Here is a 16,233-nt window from a genome sequence, read left to right on the forward strand (position 1 = left end):
CGAGAGCGACGATCTGACAGGTGAGTCGATCTTGGTAGCGCTGGAGCCAGTGCCGGTGCCGGCCAGCGAACTCATGAATCAACGCGCCGTACGCCGCTGTGAGGGCAAAGCCGCATCGGCACCCGGAGCGCACATTAGTCTTGCAGTGGGGTAGGGCCTCTTGGTCGTGCCAGCACGAGGGGGAAGAGTGACAGTACGAGATCCGGCGTGGCGAGACTGGTACAGGTCTCAGCATGAGAGCCGGTGTCGTTCGACAGGCTCAAGCTTCGAAGACTACGTCTCTGACGCCCTATCGCGGTTCCACGGTGATTATTTCAATCCCTCTCCAGCTGGATCCCTCGGAGACGGCGGCTGCGACGGGCTCGCCGAGGCTGGTTCCATCGTCTATGCCTGTTACGGATCGCGCGCAGACGGTGAGCGCGCGCTGGGCGCCAAGATGGCGAGCGACTTTGATCGTGCCGTCTCGGAATGGTCGGATTTCACCGTCTGGCGTTTCGTCACCAACGCCCACCCCGGGCCTGTGGCGGCCGCTTTCATCATCAAATTCCAGAAGGCACATGCGCCCGCTTCCAGTCGTCCCATATCCCCCGTGATCTGGGTGCCGACGGACCTTTGGTCCAAGGTCATCCGAGACTTGCCGGCGCGGGATCTCGCCGATGTCTTCCCCGGCGTGCCTCGCGCAGAGAATGTCGAGCTCGCGGACCTGCTGCCGCTGCTCGATTCGCTTGGAAACACCCCTGCGACCACGGACGAGGTGGGAGCGTCCATACGGCCGGTTCCGGCGAGCAAAATGCGCTTCAACAAGTTGCCATCATCCGCGCGTTTCGAATTCAACGAAGGCCGACTGACCGCACCTCGAATTGACCAGTGGTTCGACGATCAGGCTGACCCTGGCTTGCGAGATCAGCAAGGTGAGAAGTTTCGATGCATCTACACGCAACAGCGAGAATCAACAGATATCCCCAGTGAAATTCTCGAGCGCATTTACACGGCGCTCGGGGGCTCGGACTTCCGAATGGACTCTAAACGCGCGAACGCCGTCTACGCCGTTACTGCCTATTTCTTTGACTCCTGCCACATCTTTGAGGAGCCGCCAGCTGACTACGATTCGGAGCAGGCCCTTGCTGCTACCGACTAAAGGGATTAGCCCCGAGCGGGCATTGCTGACGATCGGCGCCGAGATCCTTGATCTAATCGACCAGCCAATCTCAGTGTCAGGCATCTGGGAAAAGTACAGTGCTGTGCCGCCTAACCGGGCACCCCGGCGCAGGAGCCGGGTTACCTTCGACTGGTTTTCGCTGGCGCTGGCAACTCTGTACACAATTGACGCCATAGTCGTTACTGACGACGGGCGGATTAGGAGAAGCATTGTTTCTGGCTGAAGTCGGATCAACAGACGCCCGGTTCAAGACCATCAAGTTCCATGACGGCCTGAATTTGCTGGTGGCCGAGAGGACGGAGGATTCTCGACAGGGCGACAGCCGGAATGGGACTGGCAAGTCAAGCTTCATTCGTATCCTCCGCTACGTCCTCGGCGGAAACTTGCCCGATGAATTCAAGTCGCCTGAATTAGCTGGCCATTCATTCTCCGCATCTCTTTCGTCTGACCGTGCCGCGATGGCGAGTGCGCGAGTAGTTCGACCAACTAGTCCAACCACCAAACTTTCGGTGAGTGGATGGAATGGATCCGACAACGCCGCCAGCGAGCATGTCGATGACTGGCGTCGACTCCTCGGCAAGCTCGCATTTTCATTGCCCGAAGACACTTCCAGGCCTACGCCCGGACAGCTGTGGGGCCAACTGATTCACACCTCGTTCGGGAACCCCGTGAAGAGCCATCCATCGGAATCAGATTGGGAGACTGGTGTCAAGCTTGGGTATCTCCTAGGTCTCGACGTGGACGTCCTGAACGGTGCGGGAGAAGTTGCACGTCTGGAGAAACAGAGGAGGGCAATCAAGGGCGTCATCAAAGAGGGGGCTATCGGTCATCTGAACCTGGACGAAGCGGATCTGCGAGCCAAGCTCGCCGGTTTGCGGCGGCAGCGCGACCGCATGCGCCAAAGCCTTCAGGACTTCCAGGTGGACGAAGCCTACGGGGCGCACCAACGGATTGCCGATTCGCACTCAGCCGAGATTCGAGAAATCAATGACGAGAGCTTGGGCCTTGAGCGCCGGGCACGAGACTTGGCGAGAGCAATCGAGACCGACGTCGCATCCAATAATGCAAGCCTTCTGAGCGACAAGCTGGAGAAGACTTACGCGGAAATCAACTTGGTCCTGCCTGAGATGGTGAGTAGGCGCTTCGAGGAGGTTGCCGCCTTTCACGCGTCCGTCGTTCGGAATCGCCGCACGTTTCTGGAGGATGAGCTCCGCTTAGCGTTGAGCCGCTTAGTTGAGCTGGCGCAGAGGCGCACGGATCTTGATAGGCGACGTGCCGAGATCCTGGTCCTCCTGCAGGACTCCGTAGCGCTGGACACGTTCCTCGATGCCCAGCGGTCCCTCGCGGAGCTTGAAGCCGGAGTGGCCGAAACAGAACGTCGCCTTGAGTCGGCAATGGCCGTCGGCAAGATCGATACGACTGTTCAAACCGTCACGGCAAACACTGTGGCATCCGTGCGGGCTGAAGTGCAGGATCGGGCTGACAGTCTGGAACGACCCATCTCCCTGTTTTCGGAATTGGGCCAGGAAATCTACAAGGATCGTTCGGCACGCTTGCTAATCTCCACCTCTCCGAAAGGGGTTTTCCAGGTCAGACCTGAGATCGATGGCGACGCAAGCGACGGAATTAAGGGAGTCGCGACATTTCTGCTTGACATGGTTTGCCTAATTCGAGCCCTCGAGATTGGTCGGGCTCCGCGCATTCTTGTTCATGACAGTCACTTATTTGACGCTGTCGACCATCGGCAGGTGGCGTCCTGCCTGAACATCGGAGCGCGACTGGCCGATGAGCACGGCTTCCAATACATCGTGACGATGAACTCGGACTTCCTGAAGTCCGTTGAGAGCGAGGGAGCATTCTCGCGCGATGACTATCTTGTCGACACCGTGATCACAGATGCGACGGAGAACGGCGGCATCTTCGGATTCAAGTTCGTCTAACAGGGCCAATGTGGCGAGGCGACCAGACAGAGGAGCGGGGCGAGCAGCCATAGGTTTCGTTAGCGCCGATAACAGTCCATATGACATTCGCCCGAATAGCCTTTGAGTCGAAGCTCTCCCTCCACTGAAGTGGGGATAGCCCACCTCGAAGTTTCTGTGAGAGGTTTGGTTGGGGGTATTCGATGGAGTTATTGTTCGTCCTGGTGGCCGTTGTGGCACTGGCCATCTTCGTGCTGAAATGGGCCACAAACCTGCTGTCTCCGCCGCCGCCAAACGAGAAAACACACCCGCCATCCGCGCCGAATGCCGGAACCAGCTACGTCAAGAAGAACATCGAATACCTTCCTCCCCAGATGGCAGTCAGCCGCAGCCAGGCCGAGGCCAGCATCTACCTCCCCAGCGAGAAGTGGGACGAACTCCTGGTCACGACCGATCAGGGACTGCCCACGCTATTCCTCCAGATGCACGACGGACGGCTGTGGCTAACGGAACCATCGACGGGTCTCCTCGTGAGCGTCGGCAACAGGCGACTGCGCCGCATGGGGATCTGGACGGCCAGGGTGCGGGGTGTCGGCTACCACACGGTAGCCGTTCGGAATGGGGCGTTTCAACCAGGAGCACCCGTCCGTCTGTTGCGGGAGCCTGACAACGCTTACGACAAGAATGCGGTCGCAGTGTGCTCGGCGGACGATGACCATCCGGCCGGTTACATCAATAAGGGGATGGCTACTGGGTTGTCGAAGCTCATTGGGTCCGGTGCGCCGCTCAGGGCGATCTCGCTCGCCGGGCAGTCGCCAGGCGAGTATGGATCCAACATCGACGTTCTGGCGGCGACGCCTGCAGTCGTCGAGCATCTTCTGCGGAAATGGCCAATCTCGACGACACCGGTGTAGCCCCCGTTTCGAACGGCCTTCGAGCTCCGCCCCAAGGAGAAAGCCGACGCACGGGGGCACACACCGATGATGTGCCCCGCCGTCGGTCCGAACGCGACCTTGGAATGCCCCCTACGCGAACTCCACCGCAACGCGACCGATAAAATCCGCATCGCCGTTCTTAAGGGCAATGTTCCAGAGGCCCCCGATTTAATCTGCACGCAGACCTCGGTGGACTTTGGACCCGAAGACGGCATCCGCGACGCACAACTCCGCCGGTACCAGTCGAAGGAATAGAGCGACGCGTACCGCATCGGCCGCAACACCGGCGAGAGCTACCACGCCTACGTGAAAGACGTCGGACACGAAGCAGTTGACACTCCAGCACGCCGCCGAATCCGCGGATTCGCCGCACACCAGATCATGGCGACCATGCTGCTCGTGTCGGCCAACATCAGGAAAATCGTGACCTTCCTCACTGACCGAGAAACCCGAACGTCCAAGAGCAACACGACCGGTCAGAACTTGGGGCCCCTGCGGAAGACGCGCCGCCGTGACCGCGAAGGCATATCCAACTACAAAGCGAAGTGGCCACTCAAGGTGCTCCCCGGCGCCCCGGCCGGCGAGGAACTCGACCCGCCGCTCCGAACCTAACCGCGCACACCGACGCCGCCACTCATCACTCCACCGCACGACCAGGACAATCCGCAGCGCCGAAAAACGGCCTCTCGGGCATCCCTGGCCGTGCGTTGTCATTTAATCCGCGCCCACCAGCCCGCATGAGCGGGAAACCACGCGCCACCCACGCCGGAACGACGAATGGCCTCCGAAATCTCGGAGGCCATTCATTGTGGGACGAGTTCTTGGAACAGAATCAACCAGTTCTAAGAACAACCCCTGTGGCGGTACCGGTGGGATTTGAACCCACGGTGGAGTCTCCCCCACACAACTTTTCGAGAGTTGCACCTTCGGCCGCTCGGACACGGTACCGGGGGAGAGTTTAGTTGAAAGCGGGGGTCGTGCGCGAATCGCGCAGCGGACATCCGTGCGTGAGCAGGCCCTGAACCGCCCCTGACCGGCGGGAACCCAGCGCGGAGCGGTATTCTCACCGGGTGATAACGACGAACCACAGCATCCGGACTCTCGCTCTGACGGCCGGGAGCCTGGCCACGGCGGCCGGGATCGGCGCCGCCGCCCTGGTCAACTACCGGGGCTTCCAGCGCCGCATCGCCGAGAGCTCGGTGATGCTCAACGAGACCCTCCCCGTGCACTCCCTCTGGTGGCGCACGCGCGCCAAAGACAAGGGCGAGCTGCTCTACGCCGTCATCGGCGACAGCGCCGCGCAGGGCATCGGGGCGAGTTCCCCGCATCGCGGCTATGTCGGAATCCTGACCGACCACATCCGTTTGACCACGGGCCGGTCGGTGCGCGTGGTGAACCTGAGCGTGTCGGGCGCGACCGTCGAGCTCGCCGTGCGCGACCAGCTGCCCAGATTCGTGAAGCTCACCCCCGACGTGGTCACGGTCGCGATCGGCGCCAACGACATCGCCCTCTGGGACGCCGCCGTGTTCGAGGCCGGCATCCGGCAGATCTTCCAGGCGCTGCCCCCGCACGCGCTGGTGGCCGACCTGCCCTGCTTCCACCTGCCCCGCAACGAACGGATGGTCGCCGTCGCCAACCGCATCATCCGCCAGGTGGCCACGGAGCACCGGCTGACCGTGGTGCCGTTGCACGCCACGACGAAGCGGCTCGGGCTCCGCAGCGTCGCCACGCATGTCGCGGGCGACCTGTTCCACCCCAATAACCGCGGCTACCGGGCCTGGGCCGAGGCCTTCCTGCCGGCGCTGAGCTCTCATCTGGGGCGGGACCTCCACGCAGTCACCCTGACCGTGCCTGGCCACTCCGCCTCGCCCGCCGCTTCGGCCGCACCTGACGCTTCCGCCGCGCCTGACGCTTCCGCCGCGCCGGCCGACCTTCCCTCCCCCGAGCCGGAATCCGTGGCCTCACCGGCCGGCGCCACCTCCGCGACGGAGGGTGTCAGCGGCCCGAGCTAGGCTCGCAGAATGGCCAGACCCGTTTCCTCCTTCCGCTGCACCGAGTGTGGCTGGACCACCCTGAAGTGGGCAGGTCGCTGCGGCGAATGCCAGCAATGGGGAACCGTGGTCGACACCACCGAGAAGGCGAGCCTGGCCCGTGCCCTCAAGCCGGCCAGCGTCAGCGGCGCCGGCGTGGCCCGCCCGATCACGCACGTCGACACCACGGCCGTCTCGCACTGGCCCACCGGCATCGCCGAGTTCGACCGGGTGCTCGGCGGCGGCATCGTGCCGGGCTCGGTCATCCTGCTCAGCGGTGAGCCCGGCGTCGGCAAGTCGACGCTGCTGCTCGAGGTGGCCTCCAAGGCCGCGGCTGCCAAGTCCCGCGTGCTCTACGTCAGCGCCGAGGAGTCGGTCAGCCAGGTGCGCCTGCGGGCCGAGCGCACCGGCGCGCTGCAACCCGAGTTGTACATCGCGGCCGAAACCGATCTGGCCACCATTCTCGGCCAGATCGACGCCGTGCAGCCCAACCTGGTCATCGTCGACTCGGTGCAGACGGTGGCCAGCTCGCTCTCCGACGGCCTCGCGGGCATGCCCAGCCAGGTGCGGGAGGTGGCCTCCACGCTGATCCGGGTCGCGAAAGACCGCAACCTGCCCATCCTGCTCGTGGGCCACGTCACCAAAGACGGCTCGATCGCCGGGCCCCGGCTGCTCGAGCACCTCGTCGACGTGGTGTGCCAGTTCGAGGGCGACCGGCAGACGGCCCTGCGCTTCGTGCGGGCGCTCAAGAACCGGTTCGGCTCGACCGATGAGGTGGGCTGCTTCGAGATGACCGGCGACGGCATCGCCGAGGTTCCCGACCCCAGCGCCCTGTTCCTCAGCCGCGGCTCCACCCCCGTGTCCGGCACGTGCGTCACGGTGGCGCTCGAGGGCCGCCGGGCGATGCCGGTCGAAGTGCAGGCGCTCGTGATCAAGACCCAGGCCCCGAACCCCCGCCGCGTCACCAACGGGGTCGACAGCTCCCGAGTGGCCATGCTCCTCGCGGTACTCGAGCGCCGGGCGAGCCTGTCAGGGCTGGGCAGCATGGATGTCTACGTGTCGACGGTGGGCGGCATCCGTCTGACCGAGCCGGCCGCCGACCTCGCCATCGCCCTCGCCATCGCGTCGGCCTTCAAGGACCAACCCATCGCCCAGGGCGCCGTGGCCTTCGGTGAGATCAGCCTTGCCGGGGAGGTGCGGTCGGTGTCGGCGGCGAAGCTGCGCGCGGCCGAGGCCGCACGGCTCGGGTTCACCATCCGGATCGATGCCCAGGCCGGGGCGATCGGCACCGCGGTGGCCGCGGCGATGGCGACCGGTCAGTCCGCACGGGACGCCGAGCTCGACCGGGCGTTCTAGGGTCGGTCTCGACAAGCTCGACCACCGCGGCGCTCGACCACCGCGGGCTCGACCACCGCGGCGCTCGACCACCAGGGCTGACGGTCAGCGGGCCTCGAGCAGGTCCGGCACCGGGGCCGGCGTTGAGACGACGGCCGCGTGCACGACCCGGTTGCGACCGTCGCGCTTGGCCACGTACAGGCGCACATCCGCCGCCCGCAGCAGGTCGGAGCTCTGCTGTCCGTCGGCCGGAGCGAGGGCCACTCCGATGCTCGCGGTCACCGGCAGACTGCCGGTGATCGGAGACCAGTCGTGATCCGCAATCGCCCGGCACACCGCTTCGAAGTGCAATTGGGCTTCGCCGGCTTCCAAGCCGGGCAGCGCCAGCAGGAATTCCTCCCCGCCGAGGCGCGCGGCGATGCCGTCGGTCACGGATGCCGCGGCGTCGATCAGCAGACGACCGACCTCCCGCAGCACGCTGTCGCCGACCTCGTGCGACAGGGTGTCGTTGATGCGTTTGAAATGGTCCAGGTCGACCATCGCGATGGCCAGGGTCGGCCCGCCCTCGCGCATCCGGAGCAGCGCGACGCCGAGGCGCTCGTCGACGAACCGGCGATTGTGCAGTCCGGTGAGCGGGTCGCGCTCGGCCAGCTCCCGGTAGCGCTCGCTCTCCCGGCGGGCCTCGGCCGTCTGGAATACAGCCTCCAGGATGCGGCCGCGGGACTTGTCCTCGCTGGCGCCGAGCGCCTCGGACTGCTCGTGGAAATCCCTATACGCCTCGAACGCCGCACGAAAATCCCCGTTCGCAGCATGAATCTCGGCCTGTTCCCTGGCCGCTTCCGTCGACCAGCGGATCAATCCGTGGCGCTGCGACAGGTCCCGGCACCGATCGATCACAGTCTGCGCCTGCTCGAGCTTGCCCTGTGTGCGGTAGATCTCGGCCAGGGTGACCAGGGCCGCCGTCGAGCCGTCGGGGTGGAGGTCGCCCACGGCCGGGTCCATCGCCGGCAGGAGTTTCTGCTCCGCCTCGTCCAGCCGACCTGCCGTGAGATAGACGCGCGCGACGGTGTCGAGGGCGTACATGCCGATCTGGCGGTCCCCCACCTCGGACAGGCAGATCAGCTGTTCCACGGCCGCGAGGGCCTCGGCCTGATTGTGGGCCAGGTACTCGGTGTAGGCGAGATTGTTGAGGATGTTGTAGCGAATCATGGTCTCAGGGTCGTCAATGACGAGACGGAGGGCGTCGGCGTAGCGGCGCCGGGCCTCGTCGAGGGACCCGGCCGAGCCCAGCGCGTCAGCCAGGCACTTGCGAGCGGCCGCGCGCATGAGCGGAACCTCTGAGTCCTCGAGCAGGTCGTTCGCGGCGACGGCGTGTTCCAGGGCCAGGGCCCGGTCGCCCACCAACTCGAAAATCGACCCCAGCACGTCGTGACAACGCGATTGCAGGGCGAGCTCGCCGTGCTGCTCCGCCCAACTCAGGATCTCCTGCACCTCGACAGCGCTCTGACTCGGGTCTCCGCGATCCATGCGCACGGCCGCGACGACAACCCGCAATCGACGTGCGGTGGCACCGTGCTCCCCGTCACCCAGTTCGGCGAGCCAGGCCTCGGCGGATTCGAGGGCCACATTACGGTCGATCCAGAATTGACGTTCGACGCGCGCCAAGCGCACGTCGGTCGGATCTGCCTGAGTCCCCGCCATTGCGACCTGCTCCCTGACAGGCCGAATGCTGACCGTGAAAAGTCCGTCGGATACCGCTCACAGAGCGGGCCGAACACTGTCTAGCGTCAGCCTAGCGCCAGCCTGCCGCCACACCGCGTCGCCGCAGACCCCCAGCATGAGGGGGCAGAATCAGGTGCTGCGGCCGGTTATCGCCCGGCTTCGGTCCCGTCGGCAAGTTCCTCGCCGGGAAGCGGTCCGAGAGCACGCATCAGGTCCGCCGGAGCAGCCTGCATCACGTGCGGGCCGGCAACGTCGAAGAACACCATCTCGAGCACATTCTGGTGCACCGTGAGGAACTCGCGAAGCCACTGGGCATCACCGATCATGAACCGCTGATCGACCTCGTCGGGAATCATGCTGGCGTAGTTCTCGGCAGAGGAGAAGAGCAGCAGCGTGCGCCGGTCGGTACCCTCCCGGCCGAACACGCGCACCTGCTCCGCCTGGCCGTTCACGACCAGTTGGGGCACGATGATCACGTCATTGCGGAGGGCGTAGGCCACGGCCACCACGTCCTGCGCGGCCAGGGCCGCGGCGAGGGCGGGGGAATTCGTCGGTGGAGTCTCGTCAGTCACGGCATCTATTCAATCAGTTGGGTCAACGGGGCCTCGACGAATTCGAGCCGTGGAGACCTGCCGTGAGCGAACGGGCGGGTCTCGACAGGCTCGACCACCGAAACGGGCTCGACGACCGACGGGTCAGGAGAGCAGGAACTGCTTCGGAGTGGCCGCCTCGACGCCGCCGATGGACACGCTCAGGTTGTACGCCGCTCCCCCGGCCGGTGCGGCCTCACGGCTGGCTTCGCCGCAGGTCTCCGGGCTCGACCGGGTGCGGTCCCAGGCGATCGGCGCCCCCGAACTCAGCGGCTTCCCGGGCGTCAGAGTGACGTCCGCGTCGGCCGGATCCTGCTGGCAGTCGGTCGATGTCCAGTAGACGTCCGCGCCGCTCGACACCGTGAAGACCTGAGTCGAAGTGCCGGCATTCAGCACACAGGGTTCCGTGCCGATATTGGTGACGCTCAGGGAGAGCAGGGGCTCCGCTCCCGGCTCGTACGTGACCGCGTCGGTGATGGCCTCGACCTGAACGGATGCCGGGTCGCACGCGGCCGGGCCGGCCGCCGGGTCAGGGGCTGCGGCATCCGCCGCTGTTGCCGGAGCCGTGGCCGATGAGGTCGGCGTGCTGCCCGGCCCGCCGTTGCCGGCGGCCGGGCGCACGATGAACGAGACGACCAGGATGAGGAGGGCAAGCACGAGGAGCAGGCCCAGGCCCACCACAAGACGACGGCGCCAGTACACCGTGCTGGACTGGGGGCCGACTGGATGTTTGATCGTCGACATGACCCAAGGCTAGCGAGGTATACCGGCGCCGCCGGCACTACTGTGCGTGTCGGTTTACGATTCCCCGAATCCCACGCGGCGACGCCGCGCCAGCAGCAATCCGCCGAGCAGCAGCATCAGAGTGCCGCCCGCGACGAGAGGCGCGAGCTCGACTCCGGTTCGCGCCAGGCCGCCGCCCATGCTCGAACCCGAGCCGGCGTTGGCGGACGTGCCGGGCGTCGTCGTGGTCGGCGGCGTGGTCGGCGTGATCGCCGCGGCGAGCACCTCGATCTCGGTCCAGCCGATCACGCCTCCGGCGGCATCCTGCACGACGAGGCGGGACATACCCGCCGTGGCGTCGGCCGGAACCACGGTGGTCACCTGGCCCTGAGCGTTGGCGCGAAGCCAGCCGCCCAGGCTCGTGCCGTCGAGCGAGACCCAGACGTACTGTCCGGCGAACTTCTCACCCACGGTGACCGTGATCGGGTCGCCGGCGTTGTAGACGGCCTTGTCGGTCGTGACGACGTTTTCCAGATCGGCGTCGACGTCGCCCACGCGGGCCGGGGCATCCGTCGGCGCGATCGGAGCGTTGACGTCGATGGCAACCCGCACAATGGTGCCGGATTCCTTCGCCGTCAGCTCGAGCACGCTGTCGGCCGGTGCGTCGAGCGGCACCGTGAAGGTGACGACCGACGAACCGTTGGCATCAACGGATGCCGTGCCCAGCACCGCCGTGCTGCCCGGCCAGAGCAGGGTCAGCTCGGTGTTCTTCGGGGCCCCGAGCGAAGTCAGGTTAAGGCTGGACACCGTGAGGGTGACCGAGTCTCCGGGGTTGACGGCCGTGGCCGGCACTCCCGTGACACTGGCCTGGCGGGCCGCGAACGACGGCGTGACCGGGCTGTTGGCCGTGAGGTAGGAGATCCAGGCGTCCCGGTCGACGAGACCGGAGTCGCGCGTGCCCGTTCCGTTCTTGAACTCCCGGAAGTTGTCGCCGCCGGTGAGCAGGAAGTTGAACGAACCGATTCGGTAGGAGCGCGCCGGGTCGATGGCCGAACCATCGATCCAGATGCCCGTCACGCGGTCACCCTCGGCCCGGCTCGCGTCGAACGTGTAGTTCACGTTGTCGGAGAGACCCAGCTGCAGGAACGGACGGGACGGCACGGTGCCGTCGGCGTTGCGCTGCCACTGCTGTTCCAGAACGGTCTTGAACTGCGCGCCGGTGAGGCTCGTGGTCCAGAGGTTGTTCAGGAACGGCAGCACCGCGTTGGCCTCGGCGTAGGTGACCACGCCGTCAGGTGAGTAGACCAGCTCGGCGCGCATGCCGCCCGGGTTGACCACGCCGATTTCGGCGCCGCCCTTGAGCGGGTCGGAGAGCGATTCGCGCAGCGAGTTGGCCACCAGGGTGCCCATCGCCGACGGTGCGCCCCGGTTCTCGACGCACGGTGCGACGCCGCCGAGGCAGGCACGCGTCACGTCAGCCGTGACCTTGCCGATCGACTGATTGCCGATGACTGCGGCCTCGGCGAGTGCGGCATCCGTGATCGTCTTCACAGTGGCGACCCGCGCGTAGGCGGCGGTCAACGCGGAGTCGGCTACCTTCGTGCGCGGGACGTTCCGGTTCTCCACAGTGGTGGTGGCCCCGGTGGCACGGTCGTAGTTGAGCACGACCTGGCCGATGAATTCGCCGTAGCTGCCGGTCTGGAGCACCGGGCGGGTGACGCCGGCCGCGGCGCCGGGAACCTGAGCGTCCCAGGCGTACAGCTTGTGCGTGTGGCCGGTGAAAATGGCGTCGACCTTCGCTGAGGTCTGCGTCACGATCTTGGCGAAGGCACTGTCGGTGAGGGCGAGCTCCTGCTCGAGCGTGGCCTTCTCAACCGTTCCCGCGCCGGCACCCTCGTGATATTCGGCGATCAACACGTCGGCTTCGCCGTTTTCCACGATTCCGTCGGACAGCTGGGCCGCGACCCGGTTGACCGCGGCGACCGGGTCACCGAAGGTGAGGCTGGCGATCCCGTTCGGGGACACCAGACTCGGGGTCTCCTGCGTGACGGCGCCGATGATGCCGACCGTGACACCGTCGACCTCGAAGAGGGCGTATTCCTTCATCGCCGGGGTCGTCGTGCCGAGCTTGTAGACGTTGGCTCCGAGGTACTCGAAGTTGGCCCTGTCAGCGACGCGCCCGTTCAGGTCCGCGAACCCCTGGTCGAACTCGTGGTTGCCCACGGCCGAGGTCTTGAGATCCAGGGCGTTCAGCACGTCGATGGTCGGCCTGTCCTGCTGCGACGCCGAGGCGAACAGAGAGGCGCCGATGTTGTCACCGTCGGAGAGGAACAGCGTTGCCGCGTCACCATACTCCGCGCGGAGCTGCTCGATCGTGCCGGCGAACTTCACCGTGTTGGCATCGATGCGACCGTGGAAGTCGTTGATGTTCAGCAGGTTGATGTCGACGCTGCTGGACAGCTTCAATCCGACGATGGCCGGGTCGTGGTCGGAGGAGCGGAAGGCGTCGGCCGCGTAGAAGTCGGTGACGTTGTTGTTGTACCGGCTGTACTCGAGGGCGACGGACTCGACCGAGTTGATGTTCCAGACGTCCACATCGGTGACCGCGGCGTTGGCCTCGGGCGATGCGAACACGTGGTCGAGTGAGCCGACCGTGCCGCCGAAGGCGTAGGTGTATTCGCCGCTCTTGGCTTCCTGGCTGAGGTAACCCGCGTCGGTGATGACCTTGATCGGGTCTTCCTGGTCGTAGGCGTTGAAGTCGCCGGTGAGCAGCACGCGGGCGATGCCGGTGCTCTTCTTGATGGTGGCGGCGAACCCGACGAGGGCGGTGGCCTGCTCCACACGGGACAGGTTCGAGGCTCCCTGGCCGTCGCCCTGATCGGCGTTGACGCCGCTTCCGGACCCCTTGGACTTGAAGTGGTTGGCGATGGCGACGAAGCTGCTTCCGGTGTCTCCGACCAGCTGGAAGGCCTGGGCGAGCGGCTGGCGAGCGTTGGCGAACGCGACGTTGTCGAAGATGACGGAGTCGCCCACGGTTTCAACGGCGGCCGTCTTGTAGATGAAGCCGGATCGGATGACGTCTTCGGTGGCGGGGAGGGCGGCCGGCGAGGGCACGTGCGCCCAGACGTTGCTGCCTGCCTGTGCGTTCAGCGCGGTGACAAGAGCCTTGAGGGCGAAATCGCGGTCCTTGCCGAAACGGGCGGAGTTCTCGACCTCGAGGAGCGAGACGACCTGGGCGTCGAGGCCATTGATCGCCGAGACGATCTTGGCCTGCTGGCGCTCGAAGCTGACCTGGGTGGCCGCGCCGCGGGCGTCGCAGCCGCTGTTGACCGTGATCGGGGTTCCGGCCCGGTCGGAGTAGTAGGTGCAGCCCTGAATGGAGTCGCCGGTGGTGGCGAAGTAGTTCAGCACGTTGAACGTGGCCAGACGGATGTCGCCGCCGACTGCGCGGGGAGCCGCGGTGCGGGTGTTGCTGAAGGTCGCCGGCTGAACCGTGGCCGCGTTGGCGGGGACCAGTTCGGTGGTCGGCTGGAACTTCCACGTCTTGTTGCGGTAATCGAGGATGACCGGCTTGGTGAAGGTGGTCGCCGCGCCGATGCGCAGGGGGTTGGCGGTCGTGAGGTACGGGACCGGAAGACCCTTGTTCGTCGCGTTGCTGAGGTAGTTCGTGCTGGCGCCGTCATCGAGGGTGACCGCACGCGCCGCGTTGTCGGCGACGGCCGCGGTGTAGGCGGCCGTTCCGGGACGTGCCGTGACGGTCGGACCCACGAGAGGGGTCTTTCCCGCGGCCAGGCCGATCTCGCCATACTGGTTGGTCGTGTAGTTGCTGGTGACCGTGAAGTCGCCCTGCGGGGAGACGAGCATGCCCTCGAGCGATTCGCGGGCGGCATCCGTTGCCGGCAGCCCGACGGTCGCGGGCAGCGGCGCCACGATTCCGGCCTTGTCCAGTGCGGTCACGTCGTTGAGCGATGACACCGTGAGCTGGGTCAGGTTTGCGAAATCGCTCGCGGTGCCGGTGACGGAGACGTAGTCGCCGATCGCAACCGGCGCGGTGAGGGTGTTCGTGTAGACGAAGATCCCGTCGGAAGCGGTGTGCGTGGTCAGGTCGACCGTGCCGCCCGTGCCGGCGGTCTGCAGGTAGAAGCCCTTGAACCCACCCGTGGGGTAGGAGGCGGTGACGACGCCGGTCGTGGTGACGATCTGGCCGGCCTTCGGGCTGACATCCGTCGTGCCCTGGATCTCCTTGATCGGGATGGCGTTGGCCGGGGTGACCGGGGTGACCGGGGTGACCGGAGGCTGTGCGGGCGGCGGAGTGACCACCGGGGCGGCGGTCTCTCCTGCCCTGTTGGTCGGGGTGGGAGCCGCGGGGATGAAGTCGCTGAGGTTCGTGTCGGCGTCGGCGCCGGCCGTGCGACCGAGAGCCGTGGTGACGGATGCCGCGGAGGCGACCGCGGTCTCGAAGGTCAGTGAGGTGCCGTAGCCGAGCAGGTCGATGACGCCGGGGGCACCAGCCTGGTTCCCCTGGGGCAAGGTCATCTTGGTGGTCGTGTTCGCGAGGAAGAGCGTGCCGCCTCCGCCGCCGAAGGAGTCACTGACTGTGGCGTCCGGAGTGGGAAGAGCCGCGCCGTTGGCCCCGTTGGAGGAACCCTGCACAAGATAGTGGCCCTTGGCGGGGATCGTTCCAGTGAGCGCAACTGCGGTGGTGGCCGCTTCCAGGGCGGCACCCAAGGGCTTGCGGTACTGCAGCGACATCCCGTCGAGGGTGATCGCGGCATCCGTGGGGTTGTAGAGCTCCACGAACTTGTTCAGATAGATGGCTCCGACGCTGCCGCCGTTGAGATAGGCCTCATTGATGACGACGCCGGTTCCCCCGGTGTTGGCGGAGGCAGGCAGTGCGACGAGCGGTGAGACGACCAGGCCCAACCCCAGAAGGGTGGCACAGGTCAGCTTCAGATGGCTGCGTGGTGCGGACGACATTGTTCCCCTAGCTACTCAACGAACGACATTGTTCGTAAGACTAGGGAAAGCGGGGTTTGTTTGAGCGTCGTGCAAGGTAACGATTCGTGAATTCGAACATTTCGCTCGCATGAGCGGCAACACTCGGCTCAGACGAGCCGCTTGACCATCCGGGTGTTGCCCAGGGTGTTCGGCTTGACCCGGGCCAGATCGAGGAATTCCGCCACGCCCTCATCGTGCGAGCGCACGAGTTCGGCGTACACGAGCGGGTCGACGGTTTCGGAGCCCATATCCGTGAACCCGTGCCGCGCGAAGAACGGCACCTCGAAGGTCAGGCAGAAGAGGCGGCTCAGGCCGAGCTCGCGGGCATCCGCTTCGAGCCGGTCCATCAGCGCGTGGCCCACGCCGCGGCCGAGCCACTCAGCGGTCACGGCGAGGGTGCGCACCTCGCCCAGGTCCTCCCACATCACGTGCAGGGCGCCGCAGCCGATCAGGGCGCCGTCGGCATCCTCGATCACGCGGAATTCCTGCACGGCCTCGTAGAAGACGACGCTTTCCTTGCCGAGCAGAATCCTCTCCTGCACGAGCGGCGCCACGAGAGCCTGAATCTTGGGTACGTCGGTGGTGCGAGCCCGGCGCACCGAATACTCCTGCATTGTGTCGCTACCGGCCCTCTCCTGGCGCTCGTGCTTCAGTTGCCCAAACCCCCAGTCTAGGCAGCGAGCCAATTCGACGGAGATTTTGCCGTTTTTGCCTGTTTTGGGACTGGGGTGACCCGATGTTTCCGGACAGTCCTTTGTAGAAGTTGAGATTGGATGGACTTATGGCGCATCGAAAATATGGGCGGTACACGCCCGAGCTCCG

At 65.7% G+C, this 16,233-nt stretch carries 12 protein-coding genes and 1 tRNA gene; 7 read left to right on the forward strand and 6 right to left on the reverse strand.

Annotated features, from left to right (window positions below; translation table 11 throughout):
* Positions 1 to 187: 187 nt before the first annotated feature.
* The 5 genes from E3T49_RS12245 to E3T49_RS12265 all read left to right on the forward strand — a co-directional run bounded on the left by E3T49_RS12245 (position 188) and on the right by E3T49_RS12265 (position 4,625).
* Positions 188 to 1,138: an ABC-three component system protein gene (locus tag E3T49_RS12245; protein WP_134425188.1), complete on the forward strand. Its 951-nt coding sequence runs from the start codon at positions 188 to 190 to the stop codon at positions 1,136 to 1,138.
* A gap of 22 nt (positions 1,139 to 1,160) precedes the next feature.
* The gene (locus E3T49_RS16855; protein WP_420898553.1) at positions 1,161 to 1,382 is read left to right on the forward strand and encodes an ABC-three component system middle component 6; all 222 of its coding nucleotides are present in this window, start codon (positions 1,161 to 1,163) and stop codon (positions 1,380 to 1,382) included.
* Entirely contained in the window at positions 1,369 to 3,099 is a 1,731-nt protein-coding gene (locus E3T49_RS12255) for an ABC-three component system protein (RefSeq protein WP_134425190.1), read from the forward strand. The genes E3T49_RS16855 and E3T49_RS12255 overlap by 14 nt, the downstream gene beginning before the upstream one ends.
* A gap of 182 nt (positions 3,100 to 3,281) precedes the next feature.
* Entirely contained in the window at positions 3,282 to 3,992 is a 711-nt protein-coding gene (locus E3T49_RS12260) for an HIRAN domain-containing protein (RefSeq protein WP_134425191.1), read from the forward strand.
* Between the two features lie 327 nt (positions 3,993 to 4,319).
* Positions 4,320 to 4,625: a hypothetical protein gene (locus E3T49_RS12265; RefSeq protein WP_134425192.1), complete on the forward strand. Its 306-nt coding sequence runs from the start codon at positions 4,320 to 4,322 to the stop codon at positions 4,623 to 4,625.
* Positions 4,626 to 4,871: 246 nt separating this feature from the next.
* Here the strand turns inward: E3T49_RS12265 and E3T49_RS12270 are convergent.
* A tRNA-Ser gene (locus E3T49_RS12270) sits at positions 4,872 to 4,961 on the reverse strand.
* A gap of 122 nt (positions 4,962 to 5,083) precedes the next feature.
* On the opposite strand from E3T49_RS12270, the gene E3T49_RS12275 reads away from it, so the two are divergent.
* Positions 5,084 to 6,025, forward strand: a complete 942-nt coding sequence (locus tag E3T49_RS12275; RefSeq protein ID WP_241972808.1) for an SGNH/GDSL hydrolase family protein — start codon at positions 5,084 to 5,086, stop codon at positions 6,023 to 6,025.
* 9 nt (positions 6,026 to 6,034) lie between these two features.
* A complete protein-coding gene (gene radA, locus E3T49_RS12280) occupies positions 6,035 to 7,399 on the forward strand; it encodes a DNA repair protein RadA (protein WP_134425193.1) in 1,365 nt (454 codons plus the stop codon).
* 84 nt (positions 7,400 to 7,483) lie between these two features.
* Here radA and E3T49_RS12285 read toward each other — a convergent pair whose 3' ends face one another.
* From E3T49_RS12285 to E3T49_RS12305, 5 genes are all read right to left on the reverse strand, one after another.
* Entirely contained in the window at positions 7,484 to 9,079 is a 1,596-nt protein-coding gene (locus E3T49_RS12285) for a diguanylate cyclase (RefSeq protein ID WP_134425194.1), read from the reverse strand.
* A gap of 167 nt (positions 9,080 to 9,246) precedes the next feature.
* Entirely contained in the window at positions 9,247 to 9,672 is a 426-nt protein-coding gene (locus tag E3T49_RS12290) for a dehydrogenase (protein WP_241972809.1), read from the reverse strand.
* Positions 9,673 to 9,795: 123 nt separating this feature from the next.
* Positions 9,796 to 10,434, reverse strand: coding sequence for a hypothetical protein (locus E3T49_RS12295; RefSeq protein WP_134425196.1), 639 nt, complete (start codon positions 10,432 to 10,434; stop codon positions 9,796 to 9,798).
* Between the two features lie 54 nt (positions 10,435 to 10,488).
* Positions 10,489 to 15,390, reverse strand: a complete 4,902-nt coding sequence (locus tag E3T49_RS12300) for an ExeM/NucH family extracellular endonuclease (protein WP_134425197.1) — start codon at positions 15,388 to 15,390, stop codon at positions 10,489 to 10,491.
* A gap of 128 nt (positions 15,391 to 15,518) precedes the next feature.
* Positions 15,519 to 16,025 carry an amino-acid N-acetyltransferase gene (locus E3T49_RS12305; protein WP_134425198.1) on the reverse strand — a complete coding sequence of 169 codons (507 nt, stop codon included), beginning with the start codon at positions 16,023 to 16,025 and terminating at the stop codon, positions 15,519 to 15,521.
* Between the last annotated feature and the right edge of the window lie 208 nt (positions 16,026 to 16,233).

The sequence above is a fragment of the Cryobacterium cryoconiti genome (assembly GCF_004403065.1).
Taxonomy (GTDB): Bacteria; Actinomycetota; Actinomycetes; order Actinomycetales; family Microbacteriaceae; genus Cryobacterium; species Cryobacterium cryoconiti.

Excerpts from the sequence above, each read along its gene's own strand:
- E3T49_RS12305 (WP_134425198.1), bottom strand. The coding sequence starts at position 16,025 with ATGCAGGAGTATTCGGTGCGCCGGGCTCGCACCACCGACGTACCCAAG.
- E3T49_RS12285 (WP_134425194.1), bottom strand. The coding sequence starts at position 9,079 with ATGGCGGGGACTCAGGCAGATCCGACCGACGTGCGCTTGGCGCGCGTC.
- E3T49_RS12300 (WP_134425197.1), bottom strand. The coding sequence starts at position 15,390 with ATGTCGTCCGCACCACGCAGCCATCTGAAGCTGACCTGTGCCACCCTT.
- E3T49_RS12295 (WP_134425196.1), bottom strand. The coding sequence starts at position 10,434 with ATGTCGACGATCAAACATCCAGTCGGCCCCCAGTCCAGCACGGTGTAC.
- radA (WP_134425193.1), top strand. The coding sequence starts at position 6,035 with ATGGCCAGACCCGTTTCCTCCTTCCGCTGCACCGAGTGTGGCTGGACC.
- E3T49_RS12260 (WP_134425191.1), top strand. The coding sequence starts at position 3,282 with ATGGAGTTATTGTTCGTCCTGGTGGCCGTTGTGGCACTGGCCATCTTC.